Genomic DNA, 15,414 nt, shown 5'->3' with positions numbered 1-15,414 from the left:
GGGGTCCGTACACCCCCCCGCCTTTTCGCCCCACACCACCTTGGGGGGGGGGCCCGCCGCCACGGGCCCGCCCCCGCGCCGCGGTTCATCGTGCGTACACCTGGACTTCGGACCTCCGGCCGGTCGGAGTCCGCCGGGCGGACACGGAAGGGCACCACGCTCACGCAGGACGTACAAGCCCCCCCTCCCGAGGAGACTTGCGTGACTCGCCCCCGTACCGCCCGATCGCTCGTGCTCGCCGTCACCACGGCGCTCGCCGCGGCCGCCCTCGCCGTGCCCGCCCAGGCCGACGCCGATGCCCAGGCCGATGCCCAGGCCCAGGCCCGCCACCGTGGTCCCGCCCGCTCGCTGCCGGCCGTGACCCCCCACGCGGAGACGCCGGTGCTGCACGACGACGACGCGGGCGGCAACGCCGACGCGGACGACCCCGCCATCTGGCGCAACGCCGCCGCCCCCGGCCGCAGCCTCGTCATCGCGACCGCCAAGGAAGGCGGGCTCCGCGTCTACGACCTGGACGCGCGCCCGCTGCAGTCGATAGCCGCGCCTCCGGCCGACGGACCGGACGACGCCCCCGGCCGGTTCAACAACGTGGACCTCGTCCAGGGCCTGCGGCTCTCCTCGGGGCGGGCCGACCTCGCCGTCACCAGCGACCGCGGCCACGACCGGCTGCGGTTCCACCGCATCGACCGCGACCGGGCGGGCGGACCGCTGACCGATGTCACCGATCCCGCCGCCCCGGCCGTCTTCTCGCGGGACCAGGCCGAGATCAACGACCAGCGGACCGCGTACGGGCTGGCGACCTGGACGGACCCGGCGTCCGGGAAGTCCTTCGCACTCGTCAGCCGCCGCGAGCGGACCTCCATCGCCCTGCTCGAACTGCTCCCGGCCGCGGGCGGCAAGGTCACGTACCGCAAGATCCGCACCCTGGACCTGCCGGACACGTTCCGGCTGCCGAACGGCACCTCGTGGGCCCCGTGCGGCGAGCCCGGCGAGCTGCCGCAGGTCGAGGGCATGGTCGTCGACCCCGCCAACGGCACGCTGTACGCCGGCCAGGAGGACATCGGCATCTGGCGGCTGCGCGCCGACCTCACCGGCACGCCCCGGCTGCTCGACAAGGTCCGCGAGTACGGCGTCCCCGGCGTCTACGACGAGGAGACCGAGGAGTGCACCCCGGGCGCCGACCCGGGCTACGGCGGGACCAGGATCTCTGCGGACGTCGAGGGTCTGACGCTGGTCACCGAGTCCGACGGTGACGGATACCTGCTCGCCTCCAGCCAGGGCGACAACACCTTCGCCGCCTACGACCGGGAGCTCTCGGACCGCAACGAGTACGAGGGCGGCTTCCGGGTCGCCGCCGCGAGCGGCGCCCTCGACGGCTCCGAGGAGTGCGACGGCGCCGCTGCCCTGAACGCCCCCCTGGGTGCGAAGTACCCGAACGGTCTCCTCGTCGTCCAGGACGGCCACGACGCCCCCGGCGACGGTGACCGCCCCGCGACCAACTTCAAGTTCGTCGACCTCGGCCCCGTCCTGGACGCCGTCGACGACTGATCCGCCGCACGACCGCTCCCCCGCACCCGCACCGGCCGCCCGGGTCCGACGACCCGGCGGCCGGTGCGCCGTCACGGCGTCGCGAAGAGCGCCGCCACCGCGTGGGCCGTGGCCGGGTGTCGCGCCGTCAGGGACGACGCGGGGTGCGCCGGAACCACGGGCGTCCAGGCACCGCCGCAACCCAGCAGATCCGCGACGGCGTCGCAGGTGGCGCGGTGGGTGAACAGGAGCGCCGCGCCCGCCGGGGCCGTCGCACCCGTCGCCGGTCCGTCCGCGGGGGCCCACCCGTCCGTGCGGCCCAGAAGGTCCGCGAGCGCGTCGCAGGTCTCCGGATGGAGGGGCAGCAGCACCGCGCCGCGCGGCGCGGGCGCGGCCAGCGGCGCCCGGGCCACCGGCTGTGCGCGCCACGGGGGGACCCAGGCGTCCAGGGCCGCCAGTCGTGCGGGGAAGATCCGGCCCGCCTCCCGGACGATCAGCGGGGCGAGGTCGGCGGCGTTCGACCGCAGCGTGGTGATGAGGGTGGGCAGCCACGGCAGCAGGACGGGGTCGGGGAGCCTTCCGAAGGCGTTCGACACCGCTTCCACGACGACGTCCGCGAGTCCCGGTACCGGCTCGAGGGCGTGCACGAAGCCGCTGAGGTACCGGGGGTACGAGGGCACCACCAGGGGGTTGCCGAGGAGTTCGTCGCAGCGCCCGCGCAGTTCGCCGCGGGACAGCGTGCCGAGCTGGACCTGGGCGGCCCACAGCAGGGCCGTCTTGGCCGGGTCGTTCGGGTGCGACTGCGCGACTGCGAGTTCCAGCTGGGTCCGGTCGCAGCCGAGCGACAGCGCCAGGCTCTCCATGCTGAACAGGAAGCCCAGCATCGCCGCCACCTGCCCCACGGTCGCGTCCTCGTCCCGGAACGCCGTCGGCAGCAGGGTGCAGTAGTGCGCGTACCCGGCCCTGACGAAGGACTCGATCCACGGCGGGAGGACCGGTTCGCTGGTGCGGTAGTACGCCAGGAGGCCGCGCACCCGGCGCAGTACCGCCGGGGCCCCGTCCACCGTGCGCTCGCCGGCGAGGACCTCGAGGGCCCGGGTGCCGAGCTCGTCGGCGAGGCGCCGGCCGCCGAGGTAGAGCGTCGCGTCCTCGACGGCCGCGAGGACCTCGGCCGTGGTGGCCTGCGGTCCGTACGCCGCGCGGCGCAGCCGCTGTTCCAGCACCTGCTCCAGGCTCACGCCCTCGTACCCGAGCTCGATGAGCGCGCGCTGGTGCGTGCCGAGCGAGAGGTCCCAGGACTCCTGGATCGACCGCTCGCCGAGCCGCCGCTCCCCCATCACGGGACGGGCCGCGCCGGGCGGCAGCAGACGGCGCAGCATCCACAGGACGTCCGAGCAGGCGCGCAGCTCCGGCCGTGAGGCCATGTCGAGCAGGGCCCGGCGTACGCCGCGCTGCTGGAGGTTCAGCTCCAGGGGCGCCAGCCGGTCGTGCACGTCACGGGCGAGGGGCGGCAGCGCGTCGTAGCCGACCTGGCCGATCCGGTCGCCGCCCATCATGATCTCGACGAGCCGTCGCACGTCCCGCCGGCCGGGGACGGTGTCCTTCTCGATGCAGGTGACCGCCGCGTCCTGGAAGTCGTACGGCGTCGGCTTGGCCCGGTCCCGCATGGCGGCGAGCAGGATCGACGTCTCGAACACGGCGATGGCGTCGGCGGTGGAGGCCAGATAGCCGCTGCGGCGGGCGGCGCGCACGATGTCCACGGACCAGCCGAGCAGCTCGGCCTCGTCGAGGGTATGGAGGACGGGCGGCTGCCGGAGGAAGCCGCTGAGGCGGTCCTCAGCCGGACCGGACGCAGGACCGGCGACCGGACCGGACGCGGGACCGGCGGCGGGATCGGCGGCGGGATCGGTCGCGAGGCCGGACGCGGGTACGGGCGTGGGCGTGGCCGCCGGGGTCTTCGCCGCCGCCTTCCTCGCGCTCGGCTTCTTCGTGCCGGACTGGCCCTCCAGCCGGTACGGCTTCACCCGGGTGCGCTTGAGGTTCTTCGCCCATTCCGTCGCGGCGATCGACACCGAGCCGGACGCGAGGCCGAACTGTGCCTCGATCGCCGCGTGGCTGGAGGGGATCAGCCCGTACTGCCAGGTCGTGGCGGTCCGCGGGGAGACGGCGAAGTCGCCCGTGCCGTGGACGCCGAACTCGTCGACGCGGCTGGCCGCGTGGAAGGCGCCGCACACGTACAGGCAGTCCGCGGGGTCGGTGCCGGTCGCGGCGAGATGCTCGCGCATCCGGGTCCACATGTAGCGCTCGCGGTCCTCGTCGACCCGCACCCGCTCGCCCCGGCCGGGTGCCAGTCGCCGGAACAGGCTGCCGATGAGGAACATGACCTGGCGGTAGGTGTCGTGGTCGCTGTCGCCGAGGGGGACCTCGACGTACTGGTGCCACCACTCCGACCAGTGCCGCACCTTGCCGTGCCGCAGCAGGTGCTCCTCGAGTTCGGCGAAGCGCGGACGCAGGTCGCCGATCTCGACGCCGACCGCCTCGCCGTGGAGGGCCGCCTCGGGCTCGGCCTCAGCCCCGGACGCGGGCTCCGCCTCGGTCTCGGCCGGGTGGGTCTCGCCGTCGGCCGGCTGTCGGGTGTCCCACTGGAAGACGTGGTCGGAGGAGCGGTCGACGAGGACGAGCTCCACGCCGGGGGTGTCGAGGGCGTACGCGATGGCCTGGTACTCGGCGGAGGCCTCGGTGATCGGGGCGACGACCGAGAGCGGGGCCCAGTCGGGCGGGAAGCCGTCGATCTCGCTCGCGAAGGCCTGCACGGCCACGGGCAGCCGGCAGTTGCGGAGTTCGGTGAGGAGCGGTGCCATGTCCTCGCACAGCTCCAGGTACACGACCTTGGGCTGCTTCTCGCGCAGCCTGCGGGCCATCGCGAGGGCGGAGGCGGGTGAGTGATGGCAGACGGGGAAGATCTCCAGCGGTTCGGCGACCGCCCGGTCGACGTCGTCGACCATGCCGAGCAGGATGCCCTCCAGGGCGTCCTGACCGCCGGCGAACTCGGCCGCCGCTTCGTGGAGTTGTCCGCGCAGGGCGGCGAAGGAGGCGCTTGTGGGCGTCTCGGACGTGGTGCTCATGCCAGCTTCGCGATCGCCTCGCGGCCGCCCTCGAGGAACTCGGGCCAGGAGCCGCCCTGCTCCTTGCCGCGCGGTTCGACGACGCCGTGGAGGTACTTGTTGAGGATGGCCAGGTCCTCGGGCTCGCGGCGGGCGAGCGTACCGACCAGGGAGGCGGCGAGGGCGCGGGCCGTGAGGGTGCGTTCGCCGAAGAAGTCGCTGTGCAGGACCGCGTCCTCCAGGACGCCGATCTGTTCGGCGGTGGACAGGGCGGACTCCAGCTTCTCGTCGTCGCTCCCGGCCGCGGCGGCGGAGGCGCGGAGGTCGGCGAAGCTCTGGAGGAGGACGTCGAGGAGGGTCGGCGGCACGTCCAGCTCGATCGAGTGCCGGCGCAGGAGTTCCTCGGTGCGGAAGCGGACGATCTCGGCCTCGCTCTTCTTGTTCGTGACGACCGGGATGCGGACGAAGTTGAACCGGCGCTTGAGCGCGGAGGACAGGTCGTTGACGCCGCGGTCGCGGCTGTTGGCGGTGGCGATGACCGAGAAACCCGGCTGGGCGAAGACGATGTTCTCGCCGCCGGCGCTGTCGAGTTCGGGCACCGAGATGTACTTCTCGGAGAGGATCGAGATGAGCGCGTCCTGGACGTCGCTGGTGGAGCGGGTGAGTTCCTCGAAGCGGCCGATGGTGCCGGTCTCCATCGCGGTCATGATCGGCGAGGGGATCATCGACTCGCGGGACTGGCCCTTGGCGATGACCATCGAGACGTTCCACGAGTACTTGATGTGGTCCTCGGTGGTGCCCGCGGTGCCCTGGACGACCTGGGTGGAGTTGCGGCTGATCGCGGCGGAGAGGAGCTCGGCGAGCCAGCTCTTGCCGGTGCCGGGGTCTCCGATCAGGAGCAGACCGCGGTCGGAGGCGAGGGTGACGATGGAGCGCTCGACGAAACTGCGGTCGCCGAACCACTTCTGCGTCACCTCCCGGTCCAGTCCGTCGGCCCGCTCGGAGCCGAGGATGAAGAGGCGGACCATCTTCGGGGAGAGGCGCCACGAGAACGGCTTGGGGTTGTCGTCGATCGACTCGAGCCAGTCGAGTTCCTCGGCGTACTTGATCTCGGCGGGGGCGCGGAGCAGGTCGGACATGCGAGGGGCCTTTCTGGGCGGGCTCAGGTGAGGAAGGTCTTGAGTTCGTGCACGAGCTTGTCGATGTGGCCGGAGACCACCGGGGTGCCGAGCGCCTTGAACCGCTCCCGGAACCAGGGGTTGACCTCCTGCCGTCCCGAGCTGGTCACCGAGCCGACGGGGATGAACCGCACGCCGGACCGGTGGACCGCCTCGATGCCCTCGAACAGGGGCTGTGAGCGGTCGAACTCGTAGAAGTCGGAGATCCACACCATGACGGTGTTCTTCGGCTCGGCGATCTTCGGTCGGGCCATGGCCATCGCCACGGGCCCGTCGTTGCCGCCGCCGAGGTTGGTGCGCAGGAGGACGTCGAACGGGTCGTGCACCCAGGGGGTGAGGTCGATCGCGCGGGTGTCGTACGCGATGAGGTGGACGTCCACCTTCGGCAGTCCGGCGAAGATCGAGGCGAGGATGGTGCAGTTGACCATCGAGTCGACCATCGAGCCGGACTGGTCCACGACGACGACGAGCCGCTGCGGTGTGGTCCGGCGAACGGTGTGCCGGTAGTAGAGGCGGTCGACGTAGAGCCGCTCCTCCTCCGGGCTCCAGTTGGTGAGGTTCTTCCAGATGGTGCGGTCGAGGTCGAGGTTGCGGAAGACCCGCTTCGGCGGGACCGAGCGGTCCAGCTCACCGACGGTGGCCTTCTCCACCTGGGTGCGGAGCACCTGGGCGACCTCGTCGACGTAACGCCGGATGAGGGACTTGGCGTTGGCGAGCGCGACGCCGGACAGGTTTCCCTTGTCCCGCAGGAGCTGCTCGATCAGGGACATGCTGGGGGTGAGCCGGGCGGCGAGTGCGGGGTCGGCCAGCACCTCGCGCAGGTGCATCCGGCGGACGAGGTCGGCCTCGACCGAGCCGAGTTCGAGTCCCGCGCCGCCGCCGTCGACCACGGCTCCGGCGCCCCGGCCGCCGCGCAGGCCGCCGGGCGGGCAGCCGAGCGAACGCTCCAGCCAGCCGGCGTCCGACTGCCAGCGGGCCAGCTGCCCGGCGGAGACCGTCCCCGATCCGGTGGAGAAGACGTTGAGCAGCAGCTTCGACGCGAGTGCGGCGCGTCGTACCTCGGCCGCCCGGTCGCGTGCACCGTCCGGATCGGGCTCCGGGGTCATCAACCCGTCGAACTCTTCGGCCAGTTCCGGATGGCGCTGGACGACGGAGTCGACGGACGCGCCCGGGTCGAGCAGCGCGGACGGCAGTCCGATGTCCTCGACGACGGCGAGGCTCGCCGCCTCCAGGGCGGCCTGCTCCTCGGGGTCGAAGAGCCGGGCGAGGAGCCGCCAGTAGAGGACCTGCCGACGGTTGTCGTCGGGGTCGGGGGCGGTCGGCGGGAGGCCGGGGGAAGGGGTGTGGGTGTGGGTGTCGGTGTCGGTGTCGGTGTCGGTGTCGGTCATGCGCGCAGCAGCTTCCCGGCTCGTTCGCGCAGCACGGCGACGGAGTCCGTGGCCGCCTTCTCCGCCCTGGCACCCGCCTTGTCGGTGGTGCCTCCGGCCCACGCGCCCGCGTGGACGGCGGTGGTCTTCTTCCGGACGGTCGTCTCGACGGCCAGCGGCTGGAGGACGAACTCCCCCGCGTCCCACCGGAGCAGTCCCAGACACGCACCGGACGCGACGACCGCCTCCGGGGTGAGCGGACCGGCGGTGGGGACGCGGTCGGTGTCGACGGCCAGCCGGTGCCCCGCGAGCACGAACACCGCCCGGCCGTCGTCCTCGTCCGCCACCGTGTACCCCTCCAGGAGGACGGGGACGGCGATACGCGCCGGGTGGCGGTCCAGCGGCGCCGTCACCGGGTCGGTGGCGGCGGAGAGGATGACCCGGGCCGTGCCGAACGGGTCGGCGGGCTCTCCCGTACGCGCCCGCTCGTCGTCCCAGACGAGGTCGCCCTCGTCCGTGACCGGCATGGCGTCGAGCTCCATCGCGCGGCACTCGCCCACGGCGGCGAGCAGCGACATCCGCGGCCGGAGCAGCTGCCACAGACCCGCTCCCACGACCGTGTCCGGCTTGGGGGCCGACACGGCCGCCCGGACCAGACGCGGCTCCGTGCCGTCAGCGGGCTCGAACACCGCGTGGACCTGGGCCTGTACGGCCGTCGCGTGTTCCTGGACGTCCACTCCCAGCGGCAGCAGACGGCCGGTCGCGGTGGACAGGGCCGGAGTCCGGGCGGCGCCCGGCAGGGTCAGGAGCAGGGCGCGCGTCCACAGGTCGGCCCAGCGGCGGACCGGGACGCGGTCCAGGGTCGCCCCGGGGCAGGAGGCGGCGAGTTCGGCGGCGAAGCCGTCGAGCAGGGTGGCCTGCCGGCGCAGCCGCAGGTCCGGCAGCATCGCGGAGACGACGGGCGCGGCGCCGGCGACCAGATCGTGGTCGATGCCGTGCCAGCCCGCACGTGCGAGGTCGCACAGCCAGGCGCGCGCGGCGGCCAGGACGTTGGCCCCGGGCTCGTCCGGCGCGGCGTCCGGGGTGTTCCGTTCGGCGCGCGGCCGGCCGGTGATGTCCGCGACGCGTTCGGTCAGGGCGTCGTGGGCGGAACCCATGAGGGCGGTGCGGGCGGCGGCGAGCGCCACGAGGTGGTCCTCGCCCGCGGCACCGGCGGCGGCCTTGTCGGCCGCCTCGGCGACCAGCGCGGCCAGCGGCGTTCCCGCGACGGCCGTGGCGAGTGCCGCAAGTCCCGCGGCCTGGTCGGGCTGCGGGCGGAGCAGTCCGGAGACGATTGCCCGGTCGAACGCGTCGACGGCGGACAGGGCTTCGTCGAGCCCGTCGAGGGGGTCGGTGAACAGGTCCGTACGCATCAGGCGACCGTCCTCGTCGGCGGGAACCACTGCATCTCGGGCAGCGGCACGGTGGTCGGCTCCAGTTCCAGGTAGGCGAGGTGCCGCAGGAAGCGGCTGAACACCGGCGCCGCGGCCGAGGTGTCGCCCTGCGAGGGCCGCGTGGCCGTCATCAGCGCGACGAGCCCGTTCGCGTCGGGCCCGGTGTCCGGCGTGTCGCCCGTGTCGGCCTTCAGGTAGCGGGCGACGCGCTCGGCGCCGTACTGCAGGACGGCCTCGCCGACGAGCGCCCGGATGTGGTTGCAGAAGCCGCCCCGAGCACCCCCGCAGGGGCGGTTGTTGTTCGTGCTGCAGGCGAACGCGTACGTCGCGGTCGCGATCGAGGACACGTACACGCGTCCTGCGTCGGACCCACTGGACACGACTCCCTGCAACCGTCCGTCGGCCAGTTCGACGAACGGCACCTTGGCGAGTTTCCGCGGTCGCGCGGGCGGTACCACCCGCGCCGTGCTCGACAGCTCCCAGACCGGCAACGTACCTCTCCCATGCACGTCAAAGGGGATGTTCTCGCCGTTGCGGCGGAACAGGAACGAAGCTATCTCCGGCCACTGACATCGACGCTCCCGCGCTGCTTCCGGTGGTCGTGGCGCTGCCCCTGACCGACGCCTGCCGGGGCTGTCGAAGAGCACGCCGACTTCTCCCTCCCCCCTCCCCCCGCTGCCCAGGTCGGCCCGGAAACGCGGGACGGCCCCGCCGGAGGGATCCGGGGGGCCGTCGCGCGGCGCGCTCGATGGGGTCACACCGCCCACGACTCGAGGGCGATCGCCGTCCGTGGCATCACAGTCGCCAGCACGCCAAGGAGCTTCCGTCCGTGACATAGAACCGCCAGGACAGTGCGTTGCGGGTGTTGGGGCCGTAGATTCCGTCGGCGGCCAGACCCTTCGACGCCTGGAACGACCGCACGGCGGCTGCCGTCTCCGGCCCGTACTGGTGGTCCATGCGGATGTTGTAGCCGTGGCAGAAGTGGAGCGTGTACTGCAGCACGAACACGTGGTAGCCGGAGGCTCCTTGCTGCATGATGCAGGAGGTGGAGCCGCTCCCGGTCGTGGGCACGGTGCTGACGTAGTTGTTCTTGTTGTAGCTCCGCCAGACGTTCGTGGTGCTCGTGCAGGTGCCGTCGGCGGCGTTGGCGGAAGGCGCCACGGTCATCATGCCGAGGATCGAGACCGCGGTCATGGCAAGAGCGGCCAGGGGCCTTTTCATAGAGGCGTGTCCTTGTCGGGTGGGGTCACTGCGGCAGGCGGCCGTGCGGGAGGGAGTCGCCGCTCAGAGGCGGGCGCAGGTCCCGCCGCCCGACGGGTAGGCGTACCAGCGCCAGGAGACGGCGTTGCGGGTGTTGGGGCCGTAGACGCCGTCGGGGCTCAGGCCGTTGCGGGACTGCAGGGTCCGCACCGCGGCCTCGGTCCTGGCTCCGTACACGCCGTCGATGGCGCCCACGTCCAGGTTGTGGCAGATCGCCAGCGCTCGCTGGAGCTCGGACACCGGATCACCGGAGGAGCCGCGGCCCATGACACAGGACGTCGACCCCGAGGTGGTGGAGGGGACCAGGGTCGAGTAGCCGTTGCGGGACACGTCGACGGTGCTGCCGCACCAGCCGTCGGCGGCCGAGGCGGCGGGGGCGGTGCTGATCACTCCTGCGAACACGACGGCGGCCGTGCCGAAGGCGGCGAGTATGCGCTTCACTGTTCTGACTTCCAATGCCTTGAGAGATGTTCCGGAGGGGAGACGGGGGCGGTGCGCCCCGGGGGTGTCAGAACCTGGCGCAGACGGGGTTGTTGGCACTCCAGTCCACCGGGTACCAGCGCCACGAGGTGGCGTTGCGGGTGTTGGGGCCGTACACGCCGTCGGCGCTCAGGTTGTTGCGGGACTGCACGGTCCGCACCGCGGCCTCGGTCTGCGGCCCGTAGCTGCCGTCGCTGCTCAGGTAGAGGTCGTTGCAGATGGACAGGGCGAACTGGAGAGCCTCCACCTGACTGCCGCTGGAGCCCCGGCCCATGACGCAGGAGGTGGAACCGCCGGCGGTTGCGGGCACCGCCGCACGGTAGCCGTTGCGTGTGACCTCGACGGTCCTGCTGCACCAGCCGTCCGCCGCCGAGGCCGTCGGGGCCGTGCCGACCACGCCGAGGGCCACGGCCGCGGCCGCGCCGAACGCGGCGATCGTGCGCTTCATCTTCTTGTACTCCGTTCCACGGTTCCTGCCTCTGCACACCGGCTCTCCCCTGGGACGACGGGAGCCGGGCATCCGCTGTGCAGCGTCTCAACCAGCCATAACAAGTCACTAACATGGCCATAACAGGGGTGGGGAACAGCGGGCTCGAGCCTGCGCACGGGGGAGATCCAAAGGTGTTGTCGGAGCGCGTGAGGTTCGGGCTGCTCGGTGAACTGACGCTTCATCTGGAGGGAGAGCCGCAACAGATACCCGGGCCCAAGGCCGGCCTGCTGCTGGCCACCCTGCTGCTGCGGCCCGGTGTGCCCCGATCGGTGGATCGCCTCATGGCCGCCGTATGGGGCGACCATCCGCCCCGCACCGCGCTCGCCTCGCTGCACAACCACGTCGCGCGGTTGCGGTCCGCGCTCGGGCCGGAGCGCAACCGGCTGCACGTGACCCGAGGCGCCTGCGCCCTTCACGTCCGGCCCGGCGAACTGGACGCGGAGCTCTTCGGCGCACACCTCGCGCGCGCCCAGGGCGCTCTGCAGGCGGGCGACTGGGAGACCCTCACCGAGGGGAGTGCCGGGGCGCTGGCCCTGTGGCGTGGCCGGCCCGTGCCCGAGTTTCCCTCGCTTCACGGCACCCCTGAGATCGTCCACCTCGTGGAACAGCATCTGCAGGCGGTCGAGCTGCGGTTCGAGGCCCACCTGCGCACCGGCCGCCATCGCGAGGTCACCGCCGACATCGCCCGCTACGCTGCCGCCCATCCGCTGCGCGAGCCGTTCCACCGTCAGCTGATGCGGGCCCTGCAGCAGGGCGAGCGCACCGCCGACGCCATCGCCGCGTACCACGGCCTGCGTCGTTCCCTGGCCGACGAACTCGGCATCGATCCCGCTCCCTCCACCCAGCAGGTCTTCCGCGAGCTGCTCGCGCCGGCTTCACCACCGGCCGGCCCGACCGCCCCGGCCCCGCCGGATCCGCAGCCGGCGGCCCCGCCCCAGCCGGCGCGCCCCGCTCAGGGGACGCCGCTGGACGCCACCGGCACCGGCGCGGCGGCCGTGGACTCCCGGCTCATCCGAGGCGGGCCCTTCCAGATCCCCCGTGACATCGGTGACTTCACCGGCAGGGCCGCGGAGCTCGCCGCCCTGCGCGAGCGTCTGCTGGCGTCCGGGGCCGACGGCCCGCCTTCTGTCGTCGTCGTCTCGGGCATGGGCGGTATCGGGAAGACCACCCTTGCCCTCCACGCCGCCCACGGCCTCCGCGGCTCTTTCCCCGACGGGCAGCTCTACGCGGATCTGCGGGGCTTCGGATCAGGTACCCCCCGTACCGCCCACGACCTGCTCGCCCGCTTCCTCACCGACCTCGGTGTCCCCGCCCGCTCGGTGCCCGAGGACACCGACGACCGGGCGGCCCTGTACCGGGCCACCGTCGCCGAACGCCGTGTCCTCATCGTCCTGGACAACGCCCGTGACACCGCACAGGTCGTCCCCCTCCTCACCGGCAGCGGCCCCGGTGCCGTGGTCGTCACCAGTCGGCACGCGCTCACCGGACTGGGCGCGGCCACGTACCTCGTGCTCCAGCCCCTCGCGGCGGACGAGCAGCACCAGCTGCTCGCGGCGATCTGCGGCCGCGAACGACTCTCCACCGAGCGCGCCGCCACCGAGCAGATCCTCACCGCCTGCGCCGGGCTGCCGCTCGCCCTGCGCATCGTCGGAGCGCGTCTGGCCCACAACGAGCGCACGGTCTCCGCCACCGCCGGCCGCCTCGACCGGGCCGGTCATCGGCTCCCCGCGCTCACTCTCGACCACCTGGACGTCAGGGAGGTGTTCCTGATGAGTTACCAGGCCTTGAGCGGAAGCCCCCGCCAGGCGGAGCGCGAGGCTGCCGCGGCCTTCCGCCGCCTGGGCCTCTGGCCCGCCCATCCCTTCTCCGCCGAGGCAGCCGCCGCCCTCCTCGACCAGCCCGTCGAGCAGACCCTCGACCTCCTCGACATCCTCGTCGGCACCCACCTCCTGCAGAACCCCTCACCAGGCGCCTACCGGTTCCACGATCTCCTCGGTGAGTTCGCGGCCGAGCGCGCCGAGCAGGAGGAGGGTCAGGACGAGCGCCAGGCCGGGCTGCTGCGCATCATCACGTGGTACTGGGCGGCAACCCGGCAGGCCGACGTGGCCACGCGCACCCGACCGCACTCGTACGCCGCACCGGACCCCGGGGCTCCGCTGCCGGAGTTCACCACCACGGACCAGGCACTGGGCTGGATCACCGCGGAGATCCTCGCCATCCACCACGCCGTCCGAACCGCGGCCGACATCCGGCCCGAGCTGAGCTGGCGCATCGCCGACACGCTCTTCGGCTGGACCCTCGCCAACTGGTGGGCCACCGATCAATGGGCCCCGCCGGCCACCCGGGCACTCGCCGCGGCCCGGCGGGCCGGCGACCTCCGGGGGCAGGCGCAGATGGAGCACTTCCTCGGAACGGCGCACGGAGCCTCCTACCGCAACGAGACCAGCCTGGCCCACCTGGCAGCGGCCGTCGCCCTGTACGAGCAGATCGGAGACACCAAGCGGCACGCCGTATCCCTGGCGAACTACAGCCAGGCCTGTGCCCAGGCCGGCCGGATGCAGGAGGGACTGACCGCGGTTCGGCGCGCGATCGCCCTGCACTCGGAGACCGGACCCCCGGCGATGGCGAACATTCACGCCCTCGGCACGCTGCTCCTCGGCTCGGGCGACGCGGCCGGCGCCGAACGGGCCTTCCGCCAGTGCCTGGGCATCGTCCGCGCCGAGGGTCAGACCCTCTTCGAGACCATCGCCCTGGTCAACCTCGGCGATGCGCTGCGCGCCCTCGACCGGCGCGACGAGGCCCTCGCCTGTTTCGAGGAGTCACTCGCGATCTCCCAGCGGCTCAGGAACGACTTCCAGGTGGCCGACACCCTGGAGGCCCTCGCCCGCGCGCACCTCCACTTCGGCGACCGCGAGCAGGCACGGAACAACTGGCGCGAAGCCCTGGCCATCGCCGAGCGCAAGGGGATCGACCGCGTGGTCGACGACTGCCTCAAGGGACTGGCCTCACTCGACTCTCCGGACGCGTGACACGACACCCGCGCACGGCCGGCCCCACGGGAGGGGCGCGCGGCTCCTCCCTCACGAACAGGTTCCTCGATGATCCAAGCCGTCTTTCAGCACCACCTGGTGTTCCTCGCGACCGCCATCGCCGTGACCCTCGCCGCAGGTGCCCTCACCTGCGTCCTGGCCGCACGACGCGTCGACCGGCCACGCGCTGTGGTCCACGGCCTGTGGGCATCCTCGGTCATGGGGCCCGTCATGCTGACCACATGGGGCGGCAGCGGGGTCCTCACGCGTCAATGCACGATCAACCCCGACGTCATCGAGGCGTTCGCCACGACGCAGGGTCGGCTCAACGTCGCCCTGTTCGCTCCGTTCGGTCTGTTCGCCGCCCTGGCCACCAGGCGGCCGCTCTTCGGCGCCGCGCTCGGAGTCCTCTTCACGGCCCTCGTGGAGACCGCTCAGGCCACCGTCCCGTTGATCTCCCGCCTCTGCGACACCGACGACCTCGCCACGAACACGGTCGGCGTCCTCGCCGGTGCCGGCATCGGGGCGGTCGTCCGCCGCGGAGCGGCCGACGGCGCGCCACTCCCCGAGCCCGCGGTCAGGCGTACCGCCGTCGCCGGCGCGGTGGCCTCGCTGCTCGTCGCCGCAGCGTGGGTCACGGCCATCGAGCCGGTGCGCGCTGTTCTGCCCACGGCAGACCCTGATGCGAGTCCCGAGCAGATCCAGGCGCTCGAAGCGGAGCTCAGGAAGGCCTTCGGGGAGGGCTACGCCGTCGACACGGCGAGTTTCCTCGACAACGTGGACGGCCCCGACACCGTCAGCGCGCCACTGTCCGGCGGCTTCGCTGAGCTGACGTGGCCGGACCGCGAGACCCTCACGGTCCATTTCACGCCGGCCGTCGAGGGACGGAGAACCTCCGCCTATCAGATTCCGGGGACCGGCCCGCACGTGAGGACGGCGGACCAGGCACAGCAGGCGGCAACCCGTTTCGCCCGCGGCTACGCGCCCTGGGCGCTGCAGGACTCCACGGTCAGGGTCTGGTCGCCCGACACCGGCGCTCGGAGTTCCGGCTGGGTGGTCGCATGGCGCCGCCGGCAGGGCGGGGTCCTCATGCCCATGCGTCTGGAAATCCGGATGGAACCCTCCGGTCGCCTGACCGACCTCGTCGCCCGAAACGTGGACGACCCCCAAGTGCCCCCGGTCACCGTGACGGAGGACATGGCGTGGAGGAGGTTCGAATCTCAGCACAAGATCGCACCAGGTCAGGGGAAGCGTGAAGAGCCCGTCCTTCTCGCGGAGCGACGGGGAGACGAGTGGCGCGTCCACTGGCGCCTGGGGACCGCCGACGCCGAGACCCTGCTGTCGGCCACGGTGGACGCCGCCACCGGTGAGGTGACGAACCCGAAGGCCGTTCCTGCCTCCATGGGTTCCCCTCTCCCACCCGAGGGGTTCCAGGGCCCCTGAGAACACCCCGGACCCGGCCGGGCGAGGGGCCGGGGCGCCCAGGGGGTCCGCCGCGGCCGGCAGGCCGGCGCAGCTCTCCGAGCGCACCTGTCTACGCTGGCCA

Annotated in this window: 11 protein-coding genes; 3 read left to right on the top strand and 8 right to left on the bottom strand. The window is 72.7% G+C overall.

What is annotated here, in order from left to right:
- The first annotated feature begins 201 nt into the window (after positions 1-201).
- A complete protein-coding gene (locus ACFQ79_RS28485) occupies positions 202-1,548 on the top strand; it encodes a phytase (RefSeq protein WP_383588850.1) in 1,347 nt (448 codons plus the stop codon).
- Positions 1,549-1,619: 71 nt separating this feature from the next.
- Here the strand turns inward: ACFQ79_RS28485 and ACFQ79_RS28480 are convergent, their stop codons facing one another.
- The 8 genes from ACFQ79_RS28480 to ACFQ79_RS28445 all read right to left on the bottom strand — a co-directional run bounded on the left by ACFQ79_RS28480 (position 1,620) and on the right by ACFQ79_RS28445 (position 10,797).
- On the bottom strand, positions 1,620-4,652 hold the full coding sequence (locus ACFQ79_RS28480; protein ID WP_383588847.1) for a hypothetical protein: 3,033 nt from the start codon (positions 4,650-4,652) through the stop codon (positions 1,620-1,622).
- Positions 4,649-5,770, bottom strand: a complete 1,122-nt coding sequence (locus tag ACFQ79_RS28475) for an AAA family ATPase (RefSeq protein ID WP_318211747.1) — start codon at positions 5,768-5,770, stop codon at positions 4,649-4,651. The genes ACFQ79_RS28480 and ACFQ79_RS28475 overlap by 4 nt, the downstream gene beginning before the upstream one ends.
- 23 nt (positions 5,771-5,793) lie before the next feature.
- Complete coding sequence (locus ACFQ79_RS28470; RefSeq protein WP_383588844.1) at positions 5,794-7,197, bottom strand: VWA domain-containing protein; 1,404 nt, start codon at positions 7,195-7,197, stop codon at positions 5,794-5,796.
- Positions 7,194-8,588, bottom strand: a complete 1,395-nt coding sequence (locus ACFQ79_RS28465) for a hypothetical protein (protein ID WP_383588841.1) — start codon at positions 8,586-8,588, stop codon at positions 7,194-7,196. Before ACFQ79_RS28465 ends, ACFQ79_RS28470 begins: the two co-directional genes overlap by 4 nt.
- Positions 8,588-9,100 carry a hypothetical protein gene (locus ACFQ79_RS28460; RefSeq protein WP_383588838.1) on the bottom strand — a complete coding sequence of 171 codons (513 nt, stop codon included), beginning with the start codon at positions 9,098-9,100 and terminating at the stop codon, positions 8,588-8,590. The genes ACFQ79_RS28465 and ACFQ79_RS28460 overlap by 1 nt, the downstream gene beginning before the upstream one ends.
- Positions 9,101-9,404: 304 nt before the next feature.
- The gene (locus ACFQ79_RS28455; protein WP_383588836.1) at positions 9,405-9,830 is read right to left on the bottom strand and encodes a peptidoglycan-binding protein; all 426 of its coding nucleotides are present in this window, start codon (positions 9,828-9,830) and stop codon (positions 9,405-9,407) included.
- Positions 9,831-9,893: 63 nt separating this feature from the next.
- Positions 9,894-10,310, bottom strand: a complete 417-nt coding sequence (locus ACFQ79_RS28450; protein WP_383588833.1) for a peptidoglycan-binding protein — start codon at positions 10,308-10,310, stop codon at positions 9,894-9,896.
- A gap of 67 nt (positions 10,311-10,377) precedes the next feature.
- Positions 10,378-10,797 (bottom strand): peptidoglycan-binding protein, encoded by a 420-nt coding sequence (locus tag ACFQ79_RS28445; RefSeq protein ID WP_383588830.1) that lies wholly within the window; start codon positions 10,795-10,797, stop codon positions 10,378-10,380.
- Positions 10,798-10,985: 188 nt separating this feature from the next.
- Here ACFQ79_RS28445 and ACFQ79_RS28440 point away from each other — a divergent pair, with 188 nt between their 5' ends.
- Positions 10,986-13,868, top strand: a complete 2,883-nt coding sequence (locus ACFQ79_RS28440; protein ID WP_383588827.1) for a BTAD domain-containing putative transcriptional regulator — start codon at positions 10,986-10,988, stop codon at positions 13,866-13,868.
- Positions 13,869-13,937: 69 nt separating this feature from the next.
- The gene (locus ACFQ79_RS28435; protein WP_383588824.1) at positions 13,938-15,311 is read left to right on the top strand and encodes a VanZ family protein; all 1,374 of its coding nucleotides are present in this window, start codon (positions 13,938-13,940) and stop codon (positions 15,309-15,311) included.
- Positions 15,312-15,414: the final 103 nt, after the last annotated feature.

It is taken from the genome of Streptomyces sp. NPDC056480 (assembly GCF_042795405.1).
Taxonomy (GTDB): Bacteria; Actinomycetota; Actinomycetes; order Streptomycetales; family Streptomycetaceae; genus Streptomyces.
The sequence above is the reverse complement of the archived record's forward strand: the minus strand, read 5'-3'. Positions and strand labels throughout refer to the sequence as shown.

Bases quoted from the DNA above. Each gene is read 5' to 3' on its own strand.
- ACFQ79_RS28480 (WP_383588847.1), bottom strand. From the start codon at position 4,652: ATGAGCACCACGTCCGAGACGCCCACAAGCGCCTCCTTCGCCGCCCTG.
- ACFQ79_RS28475 (WP_318211747.1), bottom strand. From the start codon at position 5,770: ATGTCCGACCTGCTCCGCGCCCCCGCCGAGATCAAGTACGCCGAGGAA.
- ACFQ79_RS28470 (WP_383588844.1), bottom strand. From the start codon at position 7,197: ATGACCGACACCGACACCGACACCGACACCGACACCCACACCCACACC.
- ACFQ79_RS28465 (WP_383588841.1), bottom strand. From the start codon at position 8,588: ATGCGTACGGACCTGTTCACCGACCCCCTCGACGGGCTCGACGAAGCC.
- ACFQ79_RS28455 (WP_383588836.1), bottom strand. From the start codon at position 9,830: ATGAAAAGGCCCCTGGCCGCTCTTGCCATGACCGCGGTCTCGATCCTC.
- ACFQ79_RS28445 (WP_383588830.1), bottom strand. From the start codon at position 10,797: ATGAAGCGCACGATCGCCGCGTTCGGCGCGGCCGCGGCCGTGGCCCTC.
- ACFQ79_RS28435 (WP_383588824.1), top strand. From the start codon at position 13,938: ATGATCCAAGCCGTCTTTCAGCACCACCTGGTGTTCCTCGCGACCGCC.